The organism is bacterium (assembly GCA_024228115.1).
Taxonomy (GTDB): domain Bacteria; phylum Myxococcota_A; class UBA9160; order UBA9160; family UBA6930.
The window spans coordinates 1-18,144 of sequence record JAAETT010000566.1 but is presented as its reverse complement, the minus strand read 5'-3'; the positions used below and the strand labels follow the sequence as shown (position 1 = coordinate 18,144).

Here is an 18,144-nt window from a genome sequence, read left to right as displayed (position 1 = left end):
GAATTCGAGCTCAAGAACGGAAACGGAAGACTCGGGGGCTCCGCCCCCGAACCCCCGTTCATTACTGAACGAAGAAGAGATCCGGAGGAGCCGGGTCTCACGGTCTAACCAAAGTGTCTACGGAATCGGGGCAGACCCAGGGGGCGCAGCGACCACCGAGCGTGGCGATGGAGAGCAGGGCGAGGGCGAGCAGACGCAGTAGCGACATGGGGGCTTCTCCGTTCTCAGAGGCTTCACACACGGCGGGGGGCGTGGGTGGAAATCTAGGTTGTTCGTGGAAGAGGATAGGAGTTCCAACAGGGGTTCCTATCCACGGGCTTCAGCTCGATCGGTGTGAAATTCACCGCGCGCTGCCTTCGGTTGGATCGACTGGGCTCGGGTACCCCGAGAGCCGGAGTGCGAGCGCCGACTCTTCGGCACACCCCCTCATTTTCGTCCACTAATTGACCGCTCGGTCAATTAGTCTCCAGACTCGGGAAATCACGAACACCTTCACGGCGCGACCCGCGGCCACAGTCCTCGCGGCGCAGGGGGCTGGATCGATCTAGTGTCTTGCAGCCCCCGCACGGCAGGACCGACGCGGAGGGCGCTGAACCAATGGCCGCTCGCGAGCTGTCTCACACGCAGCCACGGCAATCCGAGGAGATCCGCAATGGGAAAGATCGAAGAGTCACACAAGAGCCTGATCGCAGAGGTGGGCCTCTGCTACGTCGCCACCGCTTCGAGCGATGGTGAGCCCAACGTGAGCCCGAAGGGCTCGATCATGGTGCTCGACGACGACCACCTGGCGTTCGCAGAGATCATGAGCCCGCACTCGAGGGCCAACCTGCAGCAGAACGCGCGCGTGGCCATCTATGTGTGTCGGCCCGAGAAGTTCCAGGGGTTCCAGTTCAAGGGCTCGGTCGAGCTGACGCAGGACGGTCCGGTCTACGATCAGCTGGCAGCAGCCATCAAGGAGAAGGGACTCAAGCTGCCCCCGATCCAGAATGCCGTGAAGATCAAGGTCGAAGAGGTCCGCGGGCTCGGGGCATAGCCCGCGCAGCGCTCTCATCCACACAGATCCACCCACAACCGATTCGAGCTGGGAACACATCAAGGAGCAGGTTGCAGTGGGCTTCGACATTCTGATTCGCAATGGCCGTCTCTTCGACGGCAGCGGGGGGCCGCCGGTCCGGGCCGACGTCGGTGTCCGCGGCGAGCGGATCACCGCGGTCGGCAAGCTGGAGGGGAAGGCCGCCCGAGAGATCGACGCCAACGGCCAGATCGTGACCCCCGGCTTCGTGGACATCCACGCGCATCTCGACGCACAGATCTTCTGGGACCCGCTGGCGACCTCGGCCTGCTGGCATGGCATTACATCGGTGGTGATGGGCAACTGCGGCGTTGGCTTTGCGCCATGCCACAAGGCCGACCGCGGCACGCTTGCGCACCTGATGGAATCCGTCGAGGACATCCCGGCCAAGAGCATCGAGCTCGGCATGAAGTGGAGCTGGGAGACATTTGGCGAGTATCTCGACGCCCTCGATTCGCAGCCCCTCGGCATCAATGCTGGGGGAATGGTGGGCCACTCTGCCGTCCGCTTCTGGGTGATGGGCGAGCGTGCGCTCAGCCAGAAGACGGCCGGGCCGGATGACGTTGCCGCGATGCGGGAGATCGTTGGAGAGGCCATCTCCAAGGGCGCCCTCGGATTCTCGACATCGCGCACCCACGTGCATCGCACTCCCGAAGGCGTCGAGGTACCCGGCACGTTCGCGGACAAGAACGAGCTGATGGGGATCGCCAGTGCGATGGCGGAGCGGGGTGGTGGCGTCTTCCAATCGGTCCCCTATCTCGACCATCGCGACGCGAAGACGCATCGCGAAGAGCTCGAGCTGATGCTGGACATCGGGCTCGAGGCCGGGCTTCCGGTGACCTTTGCGTATGTCCACACGCGCGGCCTGGAGAACAGCTGGCGCGAAGCACTGGAGATCCTCGACGACGGCGCGAGCCGCGGCGGGAACGTCTTCGGCCAGACCCAGGTGCGTTCGCTCGGGATGCTCTTCGGTCTCGTGAACAACACACCCTGGAACACCGCCGGCCCGGGCTGGAGCGAGCTTGCAAAGCTCGATCTGGCGGGCCGCCTGGCGCTGCTGAAGGATCCCGTGGCCAGAGCGCGGCTGGTGTCCGAAGCCGAGGCGTCTCCGATGTCGCAGGGCGGCCTGATGCACGTGATGTACCTGCAGCGCGTAGAAGGGGGCGAGGCCCGCTACGACGTCCGCCCGGAAGACAGCTTGATGGCACTGGCGGCTCAGCGGGGCGTCTCGGGCGTCGAGGCCTTCCTGCAGATCGCGGCGGAGAGCGAGGGACAGGCGATCTTCCTCTTCCCGTTTGGCAACCACGATTTCGAGGTAGTGGGCGAGATGCTCCGCCATCCGCGAATGTTGCTCGGCCTGGCGGACTCGGGTGCGCACTGCGGTCAGATCATGGACGCAAGCTTGCCGAGCTACCTGCTCAGCTACTGGGTACGCGAGCGTGGGCTGATGCCGCTCGAGCGTGCGATCGAGAAGCTGAGCTCCGAGCCCGCGCGCTTCTTCGGGCTGAAGGACCGCGGCGTCGTGCGCGAAGGCGCGTATGCAGATCTCAACATCATCGACTACGAGCGGCTGCAGGTACTGCCGCCCGAGTTCGTTCATGACCTGCCCGGAGGCGCCGGTCGCTTCATCCAGAAGAGCCGCGGTATCACGGCCACGTTGGTGAACGGCGAGCTCTTCATGCAAGACGGCGAGCACACGGGCGCGCTCGCGGGACAAGCGCTGCGCGGCTCGAAGTATTCAGCATGAGCTAGCGCGGACGGGAAACACGACACGACGAAGGGCGTGGACTGGCAGTTCACCGCCGAGGACGCGCGGGTGAAGCTGCGGCGGCTCTACCCGCAGATCATGTCATGACGAGGGCCTAACTGCCGGGAGAATCCGCAGCCGGCCGGGATCCGCTCTTGCCCTGCGACTTCATCGTCAGCTGACCGTTGAAGCTGGCGCCATCCTCGATCACCACCGAAGGCGAATCGAGGTTGCCTTCGACCGCCGCCGTCTTGTGCAAGACGATCTTCCGGGTCGCCACCACGTCACCGATGACCTGCCCGCTCACGATCACGATCTGGGATTCGATGTTGGCGTCGATCTCACCGGTCTCGCCGACCACCAACGTGTTCTCGCTGCTGATCTGCCCGCGGAAGCTTCCATCGATCCGAACCGTGTCCTTGAACGAGAGCTTTCCTTCGAAAGCCGAGCCCTGGTCGATGAAAGCCGTGAGGCCGGCCTGGGCGCTGCTCTGCTCGGCCTGCGGAGCGGGTGCCCCGGATGTCTCTTCTTCTCCCTCGCCTCGACCGCGTCCGAATGCCATGCGTGTTCTCCCTCCGAAGCCCGATCCGTGGGCCTCTGAGTGCGGAAATCGGCGCCTCGGGGGAAAACTTGAGAAGCACATGAAGCGCTCGGCAGGCGCCGAGGGAACAGTCGAAAAAACCCTGTCCAAACAAGGCCTTGGACGGCGGCTTTGCAGGCCCGCTGCGAGCTGGTGAGCCACTGACCTTCCGGCGACGAGCGCTAGACTCGCCGCCCCATGGCCGACGCCGAACCCTCGACAGGCCACCCTGTGGCCGCCGCTCCCTTGCCGCCCGGGCTACGGGAGAGCCTGATCTCGGGCCGCGTCCACTCGGCCTATCTCCTATCGGGGCCCGGTGATGCGCCCCGGAATACGGCGCTCTCCTTCGCGCGTGCCCTCGCCTGCGAGGGAGCCGCCAGCGAGGCGCCCTGTGGGAGCTGCAGCGCGTGCCGTCGCTCCGAGCCCGGTGAGCCGATCGCCCTCGATGGCGCCGGCAAGAAGGGCCCGCCGATGCGACACGTCGGTGATCACCCGGATCTGCTCTGGATCGAGCGCGGAGCTTCGGACACCCGCGTGCGGATCGGGCAGGTGCGTGCCGTCCAGGCTGCGATGCGCCTGCGCGGAACCGAGGGCAGCTACCGGGTCGCGGTCATCGCCGACGCCGAATGGTTGAACCAGGAGGCGCAGAATGCGCTCCTGCGCTTGCTCGAAGAGCCGCCGCCTCGTACCAGCCTGGTGCTCGTCACCCAGAGCGCGGCTGGGTTGCTCGCAACCGTGCGTTCCCGCTGCCAGCGCGTCGCCTTTCCCGCCACGACGGGAGATGCGCTCGAGGGTGAAGAAGCCGCGGAGATCGTCGACTACCTGAACCGGATCACGACCGCGAGCATTCCCCAACTCCTCGATTGGGCCGAGAGTTTCCGCGGCCCGCGCGCGATTGCGGCCGCAGGAACGAACGAACTGCTGAGCGTGGCGTCGGCCTGGCTGCACCGGGAGATCTGCCAGGCCGCCGAGGCGGGCCGCACGGATCTCGAAGGCCCCCTGCATGCCTTCGAAACCGTGCAGCGTTGCCGTAAGGGCCTGGCCCAGCGCAACGCCAACCCCCAGATGGTGGCCGAACGCGCATTGTTGGCCCTCCGAGATGGTGCCCTTCAATGAGCCGCTTCGCGATCACCACGCCCATCTACTACGTGAATGCCGAGCCTCATATCGGCCATACCTACACGACCGTCGTGGCCGACACGCTTGCGCGCTATCACCGCATGGCCGGCGACGAAACCTTCTTCCTCACCGGGACGGATGAGCACGGCGACAAGATTGCGGAGGCGGCGCGCGCCCAGGGCAGCGAGCCCAAAGCCTTCGCCAACCAGATCTCCGCCGTCTTCCGCTCGACCTGGGAGACCCTCGGCATCTCCTTCGACCGGTTCATCCGCACCACCGATCCCGACCACATGCATGCCGTGCAGCACATCCTGCGGATCATCCACGAAAAGGGCGACATCGAATTCCGCGAGTACCAGGGCCTCTACTGCGTCGGTTGCGAGCGGTTCCTCACCGAACGCGACATGCAGGACGGCCTGTGCAGGGATCACGAGCGGGCGCCGGAAGAGCGAACGGAATCCAACTACTTCTTCCGCATGAGCCGCTACTTCGATGCCCTGGGCGAGCAACTGGAACGGGAGCCGGATTGGATCCGCCCCGCGCGCTACCGCAATGAAGTCATCGCCATGCTCCGCGAAGGCAGCGGCCTCGAAGATCTGTGCATCTCCCGCCCGAAGAGCCGCCTCGATTGGGGGATCGAGCTTCCCTTCGACGAAAACTACGTTTGTTATGTCTGGTTCGATGCCCTGATCAACTACCTGGCGGGGCTCGGCTACCCCGACGCGCCGGATTGGGAGGAGCGCTGGTCGGGCGTGGAGCACCTGGTCGCCAAAGACATTCTCAAGCCCCATGGTGTCTTCTGGCCCTGCATGCTGATGGCCGCGGACATCCCGCTCTATCGCCACCTGAACGTTCACGGCTATTGGAATCTGGACGACCGCAAGATCAGCAAGAGCCTGGGGAACATGGTCTCGCCGATGGCCATGCGCGAACGCTACGGGTTCGATGCGTTCCGCTACTTCCTGCTGCGGGACATGTCCTTCGGTCTGGATTCGACCTTCAGCGAGGAAGCATTGGTCACGCGCATCAATGCAGATCTGGCCAACAACCTCGGCAACCTCTTGAGCCGCACCCTGAACATGACGGCCCGCTTCTCCGACGGCGTGGTGCCTGCGCCTGGGCCGACGGACGAACTGGAGCAGGAGGTGCAAAACGCGGCAGCCAAGGCCGCCGCTGAGATGGACCAGCGCATGCGTGCGATGGAGCTTCACCGGGCGGTGGAAGCCGTGACCCGCTTGATCGATGCGACCAACAAGTACATCGACCGACGCGCGCCATGGAAAGCCGCCAAGGAAGAAGGCCGTGAGGCGGAAGTCCGAACGACCCTCTACACCTGCTGCCAGGCCTTGCGCTCGATCGGATTGCTCCTGGCACCGATCATTCCCGAAGCCGCCGCCGAAATCCTGAGCCGCCTGGGCCAGGCCGACCTGTTGGCCACCGCGCAGCTTCCCGCCGACGCGACCGCCTGGGGAGCCCTGGCGCCGGGCACGCCTACGACCAAGGGCGATCCGCTCTTTCCGCGGGTGGAACTGACGCAGGAGACGGAGTGAGCGCGGCGATCTGGCTGGATTCCCATTGCCATGTGACCGCGGACGAATTCGCGGAAGACCGGGACGACGTCATGGCGCGCGCCGAGCACGACGGCGTGGCGACGATGATGGCCATCGGCGCGGGCTACGGTGTCGACCACAACGCCCGCGCGGTCGAGCTGGCGGATCGCGACCCGCGGATCTTCGCCACGGTCGGGGTGCATCCGCACGATGCGGATCAGCTCGATGATGAGGGCCGAACGAAGCTCCGCGAATGGCTGAGCGCACCCCGCGTGATGGCCGTCGGAGAATGCGGCCTCGACTACTTCTACGAAAATTCGCCCCGGGAGATCCAACGCGAGGTCTTCGCCGAGCAGGTCAGCCTGGCCCGGGAGCTCGACCTGCCCGTCAGCATCCACGTCCGGGACAAGACCTCGGATGCCTATGAGGAGCTCCTCGACATCTGGCAGGCCTGCGGGCACGGCGAGGTCGAGGGAGTGCTCCATTGTTACACCCACGATCTTCCCTTCGCCCGACGCGCGATGGATCAGAACCTGTGGATCTCCTTCTCGGGCATCCTCACCTTCAAGCAGGATCGGGGCCTGCGGTCCGTTGCCGCCGAACTCCCTCTCGAACGCTTGATGGTCGAAACCGATGCTCCCCTGCTCGCACCAGAAGGACATCGAGGCCGGCGCAATGAGCCGCGCCACGTCGCCGTGGTGGGTGCCGCATTGGCTGAGGCACAACAGAGGCCCCTGGAAGAGATCGCCCTGCGCACGGCCGAGAATGCACGCAGCCTCTTCCGCCTTCCCGGAGGCGACTCGTGACCGAGGCCGCGCCCATCCTCGAGTTCGCCCGGCGGCTCGCCCGGGAGGCCGGCGCGATCCAGAAACAGCGCTATTCCACCACGCTTCAGATCGAGACCAAGAGCGCCGCCGTCGACCTGGTCACCGACGTGGACAAGGCTTGCGAAGCCCTGATCGTCGACGCCATCACGTCCCAACGTCCCGAGGATGCCATCCTCGCCGAAGAAGGCAGCGGGGTCGATCGGCCGGGCGCCGAGCTGCGCTGGATCATCGATCCGCTCGACGGAACCACCAACTACGCCCATGCCTACCCGCGTTTTTGCGTGTCGATTGGCGTCTTTCGGGGTGGCGAGCCCTGGCTCGGCGTCGTCTATGACCCGCTGCTCGACGAACTCTACGAAGCCGTACGCGGCGAGGGCGCCCGCCTGAACGGCGAAAAGCTCCAGGTCTCCCCCGAGACAGAACTATCCCAGGGCCTGTTGGCCACGGGCTTCGCCTACGATCGGCGCAAGAGCGAAGAAGACAACCTCGCGCAATTCGCCGCCTTCCTGAAGGCGGCCCGCGCCCTCCGGCGCGACGGAAGCGCGGCCCTCGATCTTTGTTATGTCGCAGCGGGACGCTTCGACGGCTTCTGGGAGTTCAAGCTGCAGCCCTGGGATGTCGCCGCGGGCTGCTTGATCGTCGATGAAGCGGGCGGACGGACCAGCGACGCCGAAGGCGGCGAAAGCCATTGGAGCGGACGCGCTGTCGTCGCCAGCAACGGAGCATTGCACGAAGCCATGCTCGATGTCTTGAGGAGGAACGCATGAATCGGGCCTCTACCCTCGCTGCACTTCCGCTCCTCGCCGTCCTGGCCGCATCCGCTGGAGCACAGCCCGCTCCTCCGGATCACCCCGCCCCGGAAGCTCCGGAACCCGTCCCCACGATCAGCGAGCTGCGCGGCTTCCTGGAGCAGATCGACCGCGTACTGGTCACCCGACAACGCTCCCTCCCGCCGATCGCCATCAAAGGCGGCGGCAGCCTCGCCGTCTCGGGAATCGGCGCCTTCGAGCCAGGCCTCGAGAGCCAGCGCCTTCTCGGCCTGCGCTTCGACCTGGACATCGAGGGCCTGGAGCCGAAAGAACGGGTCGCCTACCTCGATCTCCACGAAGTCGACGCCTTGCTGCGCGGCATGACGAATCTCGAAATGCTTGCCGCCGAAGGAGGCCGCGGCCTCGAGACCGAAGCACGCATCCTCATGCTCGAGGGCTTCGGCCTCGGCCTCTGGATGCATCAAGACACCCTCCGCTACCAGATCCGCGGAGGCGCCGACGGACACGTGATCGGCCACGTCTCCAGCCAGAACTTCGAGAAGCTCAGGACCCAGATCGAAACCGCCCGCGACCGCCTCTTCAACCCCGCCCCCAGCAATTGAGCGAAAGAGCGGGGACGTTCCTAGCCACCTACGTCGATCACGACGCGTTCGCCGTCCTCGGCTGCTCGATCCACCTGGATCGTCTTCCCGGATTCGAGGCGCTCCCGGATCTCGAGGATCGTCTTTGCCTTTGGATCTATGATGGCGTCACCTTCGCGGAGCCCGTGGCTCGCCGCCCAGCCTTCGGGCTCGACGTGCCAGACCCAGAACACCCCGGGTCCGACTGGCGTGAACAGCGCCCCGAGCTCCTTCACCAGGGCCCAGTCAGCCCCGCCGAAGGTCACGTGGGTATCGCCGCTGCGCTTCAGCCAGAGGCGCTTCCGCTTGTAATCGATGCGGATGACGAACTGGCGCAGCACGTCGTAGCCGATCGCCGAATCGTTCGGAGCCATGTTGTACCAGCCATTGGGTGCGACCAGCAGCGGCATCGAAGGGAACGGAAAGCCCGCCCAGCGAAACGTGTCGGTTTCCATCAACAGGACCTTCATGGGCCCCATCACGGTGCCGACTTCGCCGAAATCCTGCAGCGTAGACGGTTCGATGCCGAGCTTTCGCGCGACGTTGCCCGACAGGATGGCGGAATCCGGCGCCCCGGTTTCGAGCAGGACTCTCGCGATCTTCCCACCGATCTCGATCTCGGTGAGAATGCGGGTTCCGGCTCGTTCGAAACTCGTGACGCGTTCGTCGGGTGCGTCAGTTGCCTCCGGCACGCTGTACTTTCTGGGATCGAGGAAACGTACGCGCTCCCCGGGATAGTCGAGTTCGACGACGTAGTCGTCCAGGAAATCGCTGCCGAGGAGGCCGTATTCGAAGCCTGTCTTCGAGCCCGTATCGCTGGTTCTCGTATCGACATGGAACTGGAGGTCCCGACCAAGCCGGGTGGTCCTGCGGTACGGAGAGGATTTGACGCGACGAACGCGAACACCGAGGGCACGCGCCATGGACGGCGTCATCACCGACACTGTGGCTCCGGTATCGAGCATCATCACGAAGGGCTCTTGCCCGTCGGGAGCCAGATCGATCATGACCCGGGTCGGGTAGCCGGGAACGAAGGGAAGCACACCGACAATGGCCTCCGCGGGAGGTTCCGGCGCTCCCGAGGGTTCGGCCCCGCTTGCAACCGCCAGGAGTCCGACGATCCCGGCCCAGGAGAGCAAGCTGCGCAACCTCGACACCCGCTATTCCTCCAGGGCCCCTTCTTCGACAGCCTCGGAGGGTTCTTCATCCGAAGCCTCCGGAGCCGTCGCCTCCTCGGCCTTGAATCGATTCTGCCAGGCTTCGAGGCTTACGGGCAGATGTTCCGCCAGAGAAGCATCGAGCCAGTAGACGATCGGATCCTCGGGGCGCTGGGCGGCGATGCCCCGGCCGGCCTCGATGCGACCCAGGCGCAACTCGGCCAGGGGCTCACTGCCCTCCCCTTCAGGAAAGACACGCAAGGTGGCGCTCGGGGGAGAGAGGCCCATCCCGGCCAACTCGGCTTCACCCATGCTCTCGGCAGCGATGTCTGCCGCCTGGAGACCCGATAGCTCCGACAGCAACCGGCTGGCTTTGCCCGGCGCCATGGCCTCGGGTTCGGCCTCCCAGGCGCCCTGTTCAGTCTGCCGGGCCCGGATGGTCAACTCTTCGCCGCCATGTCGGAAGCTGAGTTCGAAACGCGCAGCGTCGTTCACCTCGAACTGGGAGAGCTCCCGGAAACGATAGGCCACGACCGTGCGCGGAAGATTGTCCAGCCCGCTCTCCGCGATTTCGTAGACGTAGCCGTCGCGCCCTCTTGCGAGGCGATTCGATCCATCCCCGGAGCTGGCGATCTGCAGATCGGCCAGCACCGCATCTGCTTCACCGCGTAGGATCACATGATAGGCCGGGGAATCGAAGGCAGCGGCTCCAGCTTCATCGGGCTCGTCCACGTAGCCTTCTGCACGCAGGAACCGAAGACCCGAAAGCAGGCCAGAGACCGCGCTCTCATCGGCCTCGGCATCGAGCGGTTTGCGCAGACGCCAGGCCTCTCCATCCTTCGCCAATGCGACGCCACCCCCCATCCAGGTGACCTCGACATCCCGGACGGCATCCCGATCGAAATCGAGCACGCGTGAATCGCGCAGTTCCGAGAGGCTCTTGCGCATGGCAGAAATTCGATGGGTCGGCACCGTGAAGACGCGAGGATCGCCCTCTGCGGCCACATAGTTGCTGCCGCCGGTCGGGACCGAATCGCCCAGGATCAACGCCACTTCGCGCTCGCCCGCTGTCGCGTGCACATCCGGCTCGCCCGCCAGCCCGTAGTTCTCGAGCGGCTCCGGATCCTCGAAGACCTTGTCCGTCACGAGATCGGCCACCGCGTCTGCCAGAGCATCGACGGTCGTGCTGTCGCCGGGAAAATCGATGGGCTCTCGGAGCGCCCAGCCCTCGGCGGTCCGCTCCAGGCGCACGACCTGATCGTCCGTCGTCCGCAACCGAAGCGATGTCACCTCTTCGGCGGCCAAATCAGCGAAGATCTCCTTCTCGGTCTGCTCGGCGGCAGCGCGCTCGTCCGCGCCTTCGACCTCCCAGAACCAGACGAAGGCGCCCAACACAGCCACCACGATCGCCATGAGAAGTGTGGTTTTCGGATTCACGCGCGCGCTCTCATCTTCCGGGGGCCCGCCGTCGCCGCCACCAGGCGATGACACCGAGCACCGCGACGGTTTCGGGAAGGACGAAGAGCGAGGCGTAGCGGAGGCCGAGGAAATCCTCGGTCGTGAGCTGGAGCCGGCTGGCGACGCCGGTCTTCGGGCGAATCGAGATCGATTCCACATCGCCGAGCAGCCAGTTCACGGTGTTGAGGAAGAAGTCGCGGTTCACATAGGCACCAATCAGTTGATTCGAGGCGAAGTCCGCGTCGCCGACCACGACGATCCGTGCCGGCTCTGCCGGAGCGCCCTCTTCCGACGCGTCGGCTGCGGTAAGGCTCACGGTGCCAGCGACGGCCATCGTGATCGGGCCCCGCATGTCCTCCGGATCGAAACCCACCTCCCCCGCCTTCTCGAGGCGGGCAAGATCGACCTCGCCCCAGGAATCCTCGCCGGTCCGCACCAGGGACTGGAAGGCACCGGCCGCCTCCGCGGCGATCGTCAAGCTGCGTGCGAACTCGTAGACCGTATAGCCACGCAGCTCATCGGTGATGGGATGAGGCCCGTAGTCCTTTGCGAAGGGCGTCGTCGGTGTCCCCACCATGCCCCCCACCAGATCGACCACGACGTCCTCGCCAACCTTCACGCCCCATTCGGCCAGCATCGGCGCGACATCCGTGTTCGCACGGGGGTCGAGCATCATGAGCAGCGCGCCGCCCCGCTCGGCATAGGCACGCAGGGCCGCGTGCTCGGGGTCGAGCAGGGGGCGGGTCGGCCCCGCGACGACCACGACATCGGCATCGGCAGGAACCTCACCCGTGGTGGCCAGCAAGATCGTCTCGACCTGGTAGTTCTCGTTCGTCAGTGCTTCGGCGGCGAACGCAAAACCCGTGGCCTCCTCCGCGCCGTCGCCCACCGTCGGCCGCTCGTTATGCCCGATGACGAAGTACACCTTTTTCTGTTCGCGCCGGGTGAGCTTGACGATGGCATTGGTGAGCGCCTCTTCCGTCAACTCGCGAACCTCGACGGATTCCTCGCCGATCGTCACGTGCAGGAGGCCTTCACGCAGCCGCTCGGGCTCGATCTCGAGCTCCCGCAACCGGCCGGGCTGACGCTCCGGATCCAGCCATTCGACCTTGACCTTCTCGGAGATGAAGCTGTAGCGCTCCAGGAGTTCCTTGGCGGGCACCGCCGCCATCGGCGAGTAGACCCCGACGACGACGAGGTCACCCTCCAGGCCCTCGAGCAGGCCATGGGTCTGACTGGACAAAGAGTGGGCTTCGGCAGTCGTCCAATCCCAGCGCGTGTGGTAGCGCGTGGACATGAACGCCAACAGACCAAGAAGAACGATCCCGAATGTCGCCGTCAGGACAGCACTGGTGCCGTACTTCCCCGCGCGCCGGGCTTCCCCCGTCTGCATTCGCTCCCGAAAGGCCTCCAGGTTGGAAAAGAGCGCTGTACCCATCAGCCCGAGGCCGATCACCAGGTTGCCGATGCTCCAGACCAGCTCGTTCCAGAGCAGCACGGGCCCCGAGAGCAGCTGCATCAGGAAGGAGAGCACGGCGAACAGGAATGCGACCCCACCGAGGGCCATCAACAAGCTCGACCAGGCCTTCATCATCGCCACCTCACGGATTCGACGGCCGTCTTGGTCAATATCAGGAACGTGCCGATCATGAAACCGAAGTAGGCCAGGTCACGGGTATCGATCAGCCCCCGAGCGAGCTTGTCGAAATGATCCGAAGTGGACAGCCAGGTGAGCACACCCGCCAGGCTGGAGGTGGTCCCTCCCGCGCCTTCGGCGATTCCGAGATCCGCAACGACCGACAGCAGCCACAAGATCAGCAGCAGGGCCAACGCGAGAAAGAAGGCCACGAGCTGGTTGCGGGTCACCGACGAAGCGAAGGTTCCGACGGCCGCATAGGTGAGCCCGAGGAGCCAGAGGCCAAGCAGCCCCGCCAGCGTCTGGAGGCCCTCCGGATCCGGATCCGCCAGATCGAAGCCGCCGAAGAACAGCCCCAACAGGGGCGTATCGCCATCCAGGAAGAGCAGCGAGGGGAAGAAGCCCATCATCAGGATCAACAACGTGACGAAGGCCGCCGCGGCAAGGAACTTGCCGATCACGAGTTCCCACATGCTGAGGGGGCTCGTCATCAGGAGTTCCTCGGTGCCGTTCGCCTTCTCCATTGCGAACAAGCCCATCGTGATGCCCGGAATCAGGAACAGGAAGACGATCCACATGACCTGGATGAACGGACCGATCAGCTGGTTGTTCAGGTTGATCCCGCGCAACGCCTCGAATTGGCCGACCTGCTGGTAGTAGTTGATCGCTTCACTGAAGCCCTGCACCGAGAGCAGGAAGAAGAAACCCGCCAGTACGGCGAACAGGGTGAGGACTGCGTAGGCCACGGGCGAAACGAAGAGCGAACGAAGCTCCCGTCCGGCGATGGCGCCGACATGTCTCATGCCGCCTCCTCTTCGCGGAGGATGACGCGCGCGAACATGTCCTCCAGGCTCTCGCCGCTTTCGGTCAGCTCGGCCATGGTCTTGTCGAGCACTTTCTTGCCGTCGTGGATCATGATCACGCGCCGACAGATCGCCTCGACCTCGGCCAGGATATGGGTCGAGAGCACGATCGTATGAGCCGCCTTCTCGGGATCGGCCAGCTCGGCGATCAGGTGCCGGATCTCGCGGATCTGGATCGGGTCGAGCCCGACGGTGGGCTCGTCCAGGATCAGCACCTTCGGGTCGTGAACGATCGCCTGGGCGATGCCGACGCGCTGCCGGTAGCCCTTCGAGAGGGAGCCAATCACCCGCCGGTGTACGTCGGCCAGGCCGCAACGCTCGGTTGCACTCTCCACGGCCGCCTTGCGCCCCGCCCGCGGCACGTCCTTGATCTTCGCGACGTAGGTGAGGTAGCCCGTGACGTCCATTTCGGGATACAGCGGCGGCGATTCAGGCAGGTAGCCAACGGCACGACGCGCCGCGAGGGGATCGCCGAAGATATCGTGGCCAGCGATCCGCGCGGTGCCGTCCGTCGCGGGAAGGAAACCCGTGAGGATGCGCATCGTGGTCGTCTTGCCAGCGCCGTTCGGCCCGAGGAAGCCGACGACCTCACCGGCCTCGGCCTTGAAGGAGACCCCGTCGACGGCGACGAAATCTCCGTAGCGTTTGGTGATGCCATCTGCTTCGATCAATCCGTTCCCTCCGTGGCCGCGCCTTCGGCAGCCTCGCTCAAACCTGTTGCTCTGGAACCGCGCTACTCCGAGCCGGAATCACTCCGAGTCCGTATCACTCCGGGCCCGCGCTGCCACGCAGGAAGATATCCACGATCTGGTGGGCCGTGTCCAGGTAGTAGGCACGCTCCGCGGCGTCGTCTTCCGGCGCCTCGGCCACGCCGATCACCAGGCTGGTGATGACGAGATCCACCGCACCGAGAAAGAGTGACGCGGCCACTCGCACGTCGAGATCCTTGCGCAGCTCGCCGCGCTCCTGGGCAGCAGAAAGAATCGCCTGAAAGGCGGAGAAAAGGCTCCCGACGGCTTTCTGTTGGGCCGGCTCGGCAAAGCGACTGGAGCGTTGGATTTCGAGCACGAGCACCTTCACCCAATCAGGCCGAAGTCGGAACGCGTTCAAGATGAGCGTGGCGATGGACACCAGCTGGTTGCGGACCGTTCCCGGCCCCCGGCCGATGGCGTGCAAGGCCTCCAGCAAGCCGCCCCAGCGCTCCTCGAAGATGGTGGCGAGGATCTCGTCCTTGTTCTTGAAGTAGTGGTAGACGAGGCCGTAGGCGATCTCCGCCTCGGCCGAGATATCCGAGATCCGCGCCTTGTGGAAGCCCTTGCGGGCAAATACGACGATGGCGGCCTCGAGAATACGATCCCGCTTCTCGCCCTTGGGTTTCGGGGCGGAATCGTCGGATTTGGGCTCTTGAGCTGCAGGTAGGGGGCGCGCCATGTTCCGCATCGAAGAAGGGGATCGCTTCGGCCGGAGCCGAGCGCGGCAATATACTACCCTTGCGTTGGCGGTCGAGGGCGCCCATGAACCGCGTCGACGACGCCCTTGAACCGCCCCTCGCTCACGGGAGCCGGCACTCATCGATGCGGATCGCGCTGGTGATCGAACGATTCGAGCCGGGAGGTGGGGTCGAAGGGGCCGCGTGGGCCACGGCCCACGCCCTGCATGCCGAAGGTGACGACGTACACGTCGTCTGCCGTCGTGGGGCCGCGCCTGCCGGCCCGACCCCACGGCTCGTGCGCGTCTCGGCCAGCTGGCAACCCTGGCGGGTCCTGTCCTTTTCGCGGGCGGCCGCCACTTCCGCGCCCAGGGGCGAATACGACGCCGTGCATGCTTTCTCCCGCACCCGGCACCAGGACGTGTATCGAACCGGCGGGGGCTGCCACGCCGCCTACATGGAACGTGCCTACGGCGCGGTCGGGGCAAGCTGGCGCCGCTTCACCCCTCGCCACGCGACGATCCTCCGCATCGAGGGCGCCGTCTTCCGCGATACGAGCCAGTGGGTCCAATGCAACTCCGACATGGTGCGAAGCGAGATCCTGGATCGTTACCCGGTGGATCCCGAGCGGATCGTGGTGATTCCCAACGGGGTCGACCTGGAGCGCTTCCGGCCCCACACCGACCCGACAGAACGCGACGCACTGCGGCAGGAACTCGACTCTGCCGATCGGCTCGTGTGGCTGCTGGTCGGCCACGGCCACCGACGCAAGGGCATCGATACCGCGATCCGGGCGCTCGCCGGCCTTCCCGAACAGACCAGCGTCCTGTGGATCGCCGGGCGCGAGCAAGAACCGGCACGAGCGCTGGCGGCCGAACTCGGAGTTGCGGATCGGGTGCGTCTACTCGGCCGCGAGCGGGACCCGGCCGAACTCTACGCGGCCGCCGACGCGTTCATCCTGCCGACGCGCTACGACGCCTTCGCCAATGTGTGCCTGGAAGCGGCCGCCAGCGGCCTCCCGGTCGTGACGAGTGGTGCCAACGGCGCGGCGGCCTGGCTAGGCGAAGCGGGCCTCGTCGTGACCAACCCGGAAGACGTCGAGGGATTCAGCGAGGCACTCGCCCGCCTCGCCGACGCCGAAACACGGGTTGCATTGGGAGGTGCAGCCCGGGCGAAGGCCGAAACGCGCAGCTGGGCCGACCACGTACGTGACCTGCATGCCCTCTACGCCAAGGTGAAATCGTGAACGCGGGCATCCGCTGGCAGGGCGGCGAGACGAGCGTCCAGCAGCGGGTCGAGGCTTGGCTCGCCGGCGACCCGGATGCCGAGATCCTCCGGGACAACCCGCGCCGATGCCTGGTGCGGCTTTCGCAGGAGCAGGGACCCGCTCTCCTGATCAAGCAATTCCGGACCGGCAGCCGTCACGCCGGTCGCGAACGCTGGAAGGCTCTTCTGGGCCGCAGCCCGGCCGACCGCGAACGCCGCTTCCTCTGCTCGCTGCATGCGGCCGGAGCGCCCGTCCCCGAGCCCCTGGCCTGGGGAACGATGACCGATGGCGACCGGCTGCTGGTGCTCCCCTTCCTGGAAGGCGGCACAGGAACCGAGGGGCTTTCCCGGTTGCCCGCAGAGCGTCGGCGGCAACTCGATGCGTTGGGCCGTGCAGTCCGGGCCATCCACGACGCGGGCTACGTGCATGGGGATCTGCATGCCGGCAACGTGTTGTTCACGCCCGCGGGCCCTGTGCTCGTGGATCTCCAACACGCCCGAAGCGCAACGAGCGAGTTGGCTCGAAGCCGGGATCTGGGTGAGCTCGACTATTCGTTTTGGGGACGCGCTTCCATCGCCGACCGCGTGCGCCTTCGTCGCTCCGCCCTCACGCCGGGCTCCGTGACGCCCGACGCATTGCGCGCCATCGGCGAAGCCGCTCGCGACAAGGCCTGGCGCCACGGCAAGAGCCGCACGCGACGCCTGCTGCGGCCTGGCCGACGCTGTGACGCGATTGGCGTCGACGAGGGCGTCGGTCTCCGCTGGCACGAATTTCCCGAACAGGCAGTGCGCGATTCGCTCGCCGCCCACCGAGAGGCCCTCGAAGCCAAGGGGCCGCCGGGGTGCGAAGTGCTCAAGAACGATGGCCGGTCGCGCATCACACGAGCCCTCGTCGGAGGCCGGGCGGTATTCGTCAAGGAAGTCTTGCCGCGGGGGCCTCTACGCATCCTGGCCGACGTCTTCCGCGGCAGCCCGGCTTGGCGGGGCTGGCGCGCGGGCCACGGCCTTCGTGAACGGGGCCTCGCAGCCGCCCTTCCCCTGGCGACGATCGACGCTCGGCGTTTCGGCCTGACGCGCCGCTCATGGCTGATCGTCGAGGATCTCGCTCCCGCGGTCGATCTGCTGGATCTCCCGGAAGCCGCCCGGCCCGCGTCGCTCCGGGCGCTCGGAGCCTGGCTCGGCCAGCTGCACCTACGCGGCGTCGATCATGGCGATCTCAAAGCGACGCACCTGTTTGCGCGGCCCGACGCAGCGGATGCCATGCCGGCGTTGATCGACCTCGAGGGATTGTGCTTTCGCCGACGGATTCCGGAGGCGCGCCGACTCGCGGCGCTCGCAGAATTGAATGCCTCCCTGCCGGATGCCTGGTCCGCCGAAGGCCGACGCCAGGCATTCATCCGCTATGCCACCTTCGAGCCCTTCGCGACCGGCAGGAAGCGGGCTCTGGGCGAGGTCGTTCGTGCGAGCCTGGCACGCCGTCATCGCTGGAAGGGGGACGGCTGCAGCGAAGCCCGGACTACCCCTTCGTGACGATCACCCACTTGTAGTAGGACGAGGAGCCCGGCACGGCGCCACCGCGGCCCTCGGCGTAGGCCAGGCTCGGCCCGGTCGCCGCACCCTGGACGATCTCCTTGAAGGCCTCGAGCTTGCGCGCCGGGTCATCCGGGTTCAAGCCGTGAAAGACCAGCTCGACCTGCTCGCGCACATCGAGGATGTTCAGCACCAGGGTCGCAAGCGTGAAGAGCTTTCCAATGCCCTCGACCGCTTCGACGGAGAGCCGAGGCACGCTCACGTCGGATAGAGAAAAACTGTATTCCAGACGCATGGTCGGTTCTCCCGATGAAGCGCGGAGCCACCGCGCGCGCGAAGTGTGTAGCGAAGAGCGCCGGGCTCAGGAAGGCGGGGAATCACCTAGTGATATGATTCATAAATAAAGGGCACTATTGGACTATCCACGTTACCCTCGCGGCGAACGGCCAGAGGGGCACGATGCGGGTCGCAGCCGAGATTCACCTCAGCAAGAGCCAGCGGGCGACGCTTCAGCAATGGT

Annotated in this window: 17 protein-coding genes; 9 read left to right on the top strand and 8 right to left on the bottom strand. The window is 65.8% G+C overall.

Translation table 11 applies throughout. From position 1 onward, the window contains the following. Nucleotides 1-652 precede the first annotated feature (652 nt). Both GY937_23590 and GY937_23585 read left to right on the top strand, forming a co-directional pair. Nucleotides 653-1,033, top strand: coding sequence for a pyridoxamine 5'-phosphate oxidase family protein (locus tag GY937_23590; protein ID MCP5059699.1), 381 nt, complete (start codon nucleotides 653-655; stop codon nucleotides 1,031-1,033). Between the two features lie 76 nt (nucleotides 1,034-1,109). Then, a complete protein-coding gene (locus GY937_23585) occupies nucleotides 1,110-2,819 on the top strand; it encodes an amidohydrolase family protein (GenBank protein MCP5059698.1) in 1,710 nt (569 codons plus the stop codon). Nucleotides 2,820-2,934: 115 nt separating this feature from the next. Here the strand turns inward: GY937_23585 and GY937_23580 are convergent, their stop codons facing one another. After that, the gene (locus GY937_23580) at nucleotides 2,935-3,381 is read right to left on the bottom strand and encodes a polymer-forming cytoskeletal protein (protein MCP5059697.1); all 447 of its coding nucleotides are present in this window, start codon (nucleotides 3,379-3,381) and stop codon (nucleotides 2,935-2,937) included. Nucleotides 3,382-3,597: 216 nt separating this feature from the next. Between GY937_23580 and GY937_23575 the strand changes: the two genes are divergently transcribed. Genes GY937_23575 through GY937_23555 form a run of 5 tightly spaced genes read left to right on the top strand, consistent with a single transcriptional unit; the run spans nucleotide 3,598 to nucleotide 8,267 of the window. Then, nucleotides 3,598-4,515 (top strand): hypothetical protein, encoded by a 918-nt coding sequence (locus GY937_23575; protein ID MCP5059696.1) that lies wholly within the window; start codon nucleotides 3,598-3,600, stop codon nucleotides 4,513-4,515. Beyond that, nucleotides 4,512-6,068 carry a methionine--tRNA ligase gene (gene metG, locus GY937_23570; protein MCP5059695.1) on the top strand — a complete coding sequence of 519 codons (1,557 nt, stop codon included), beginning with the start codon at nucleotides 4,512-4,514 and terminating at the stop codon, nucleotides 6,066-6,068. The genes GY937_23575 and metG overlap by 4 nt, the downstream gene beginning before the upstream one ends. Next, a complete protein-coding gene (locus tag GY937_23565) occupies nucleotides 6,065-6,874 on the top strand; it encodes a TatD family hydrolase (protein ID MCP5059694.1) in 810 nt (269 codons plus the stop codon). The genes metG and GY937_23565 overlap by 4 nt, the downstream gene beginning before the upstream one ends. 14 nt (nucleotides 6,875-6,888) lie before the next feature. Continuing rightward, on the top strand, nucleotides 6,889-7,662 hold the full coding sequence (locus GY937_23560) for an inositol monophosphatase (GenBank protein MCP5059693.1): 774 nt from the start codon (nucleotides 6,889-6,891) through the stop codon (nucleotides 7,660-7,662). Next, a complete protein-coding gene (locus tag GY937_23555) occupies nucleotides 7,659-8,267 on the top strand; it encodes a hypothetical protein (protein MCP5059692.1) in 609 nt (202 codons plus the stop codon). Before GY937_23560 ends, GY937_23555 begins: the two co-directional genes overlap by 4 nt. 20 nt (nucleotides 8,268-8,287) lie before the next feature. Here the strand turns inward: GY937_23555 and GY937_23550 are convergent, their stop codons facing one another. The 6 genes from GY937_23550 to GY937_23525 all read right to left on the bottom strand — a co-directional run bounded on the left by GY937_23550 (nucleotide 8,288) and on the right by GY937_23525 (nucleotide 14,830). Continuing rightward, complete coding sequence (locus tag GY937_23550) at nucleotides 8,288-9,442, bottom strand: hypothetical protein (GenBank protein ID MCP5059691.1); 1,155 nt, start codon at nucleotides 9,440-9,442, stop codon at nucleotides 8,288-8,290. A gap of 3 nt (nucleotides 9,443-9,445) precedes the next feature. Beyond that, nucleotides 9,446-10,879 (bottom strand): DUF4340 domain-containing protein, encoded by a 1,434-nt coding sequence (locus GY937_23545; GenBank protein MCP5059690.1) that lies wholly within the window; start codon nucleotides 10,877-10,879, stop codon nucleotides 9,446-9,448. A 10-nt stretch (nucleotides 10,880-10,889) separates the two neighbouring features. Further along, on the bottom strand, nucleotides 10,890-12,494 hold the full coding sequence (locus GY937_23540; protein MCP5059689.1) for a GldG family protein: 1,605 nt from the start codon (nucleotides 12,492-12,494) through the stop codon (nucleotides 10,890-10,892). Further along, nucleotides 12,491-13,339, bottom strand: a complete 849-nt coding sequence (locus GY937_23535; protein ID MCP5059688.1) for an ABC transporter permease subunit — start codon at nucleotides 13,337-13,339, stop codon at nucleotides 12,491-12,493. Before GY937_23535 ends, GY937_23540 begins: the two co-directional genes overlap by 4 nt. Continuing rightward, on the bottom strand, nucleotides 13,336-14,070 hold the full coding sequence (locus GY937_23530) for an ATP-binding cassette domain-containing protein (protein MCP5059687.1): 735 nt from the start codon (nucleotides 14,068-14,070) through the stop codon (nucleotides 13,336-13,338). The genes GY937_23535 and GY937_23530 overlap by 4 nt, the downstream gene beginning before the upstream one ends. Before the next feature lie 94 nt (nucleotides 14,071-14,164). Further along, the gene (locus GY937_23525; protein MCP5059686.1) at nucleotides 14,165-14,830 is read right to left on the bottom strand and encodes a TetR/AcrR family transcriptional regulator; all 666 of its coding nucleotides are present in this window, start codon (nucleotides 14,828-14,830) and stop codon (nucleotides 14,165-14,167) included. Between the two features lie 83 nt (nucleotides 14,831-14,913). Here GY937_23525 and GY937_23520 point away from each other — a divergent pair, with 83 nt between their 5' ends. Together GY937_23520 and GY937_23515 are read left to right on the top strand one after the other, a co-directional pair. Further along, nucleotides 14,914-16,074, top strand: coding sequence for a glycosyltransferase family 4 protein (locus GY937_23520; protein MCP5059685.1), 1,161 nt, complete (start codon nucleotides 14,914-14,916; stop codon nucleotides 16,072-16,074). Beyond that, on the top strand, nucleotides 16,071-17,624 hold the full coding sequence (locus tag GY937_23515) for a phosphotransferase (GenBank protein MCP5059684.1): 1,554 nt from the start codon (nucleotides 16,071-16,073) through the stop codon (nucleotides 17,622-17,624). Before GY937_23520 ends, GY937_23515 begins: the two co-directional genes overlap by 4 nt. On the opposite strand, the gene GY937_23510 is transcribed toward GY937_23515, so the two are convergent. Beyond that, complete coding sequence (locus GY937_23510) at nucleotides 17,611-17,919, bottom strand: hypothetical protein (GenBank protein MCP5059683.1); 309 nt, start codon at nucleotides 17,917-17,919, stop codon at nucleotides 17,611-17,613. The two genes, GY937_23515 and GY937_23510, sit on opposite strands and share 14 nt — an antisense overlap. Nucleotides 17,920-18,144: the final 225 nt, after the last annotated feature.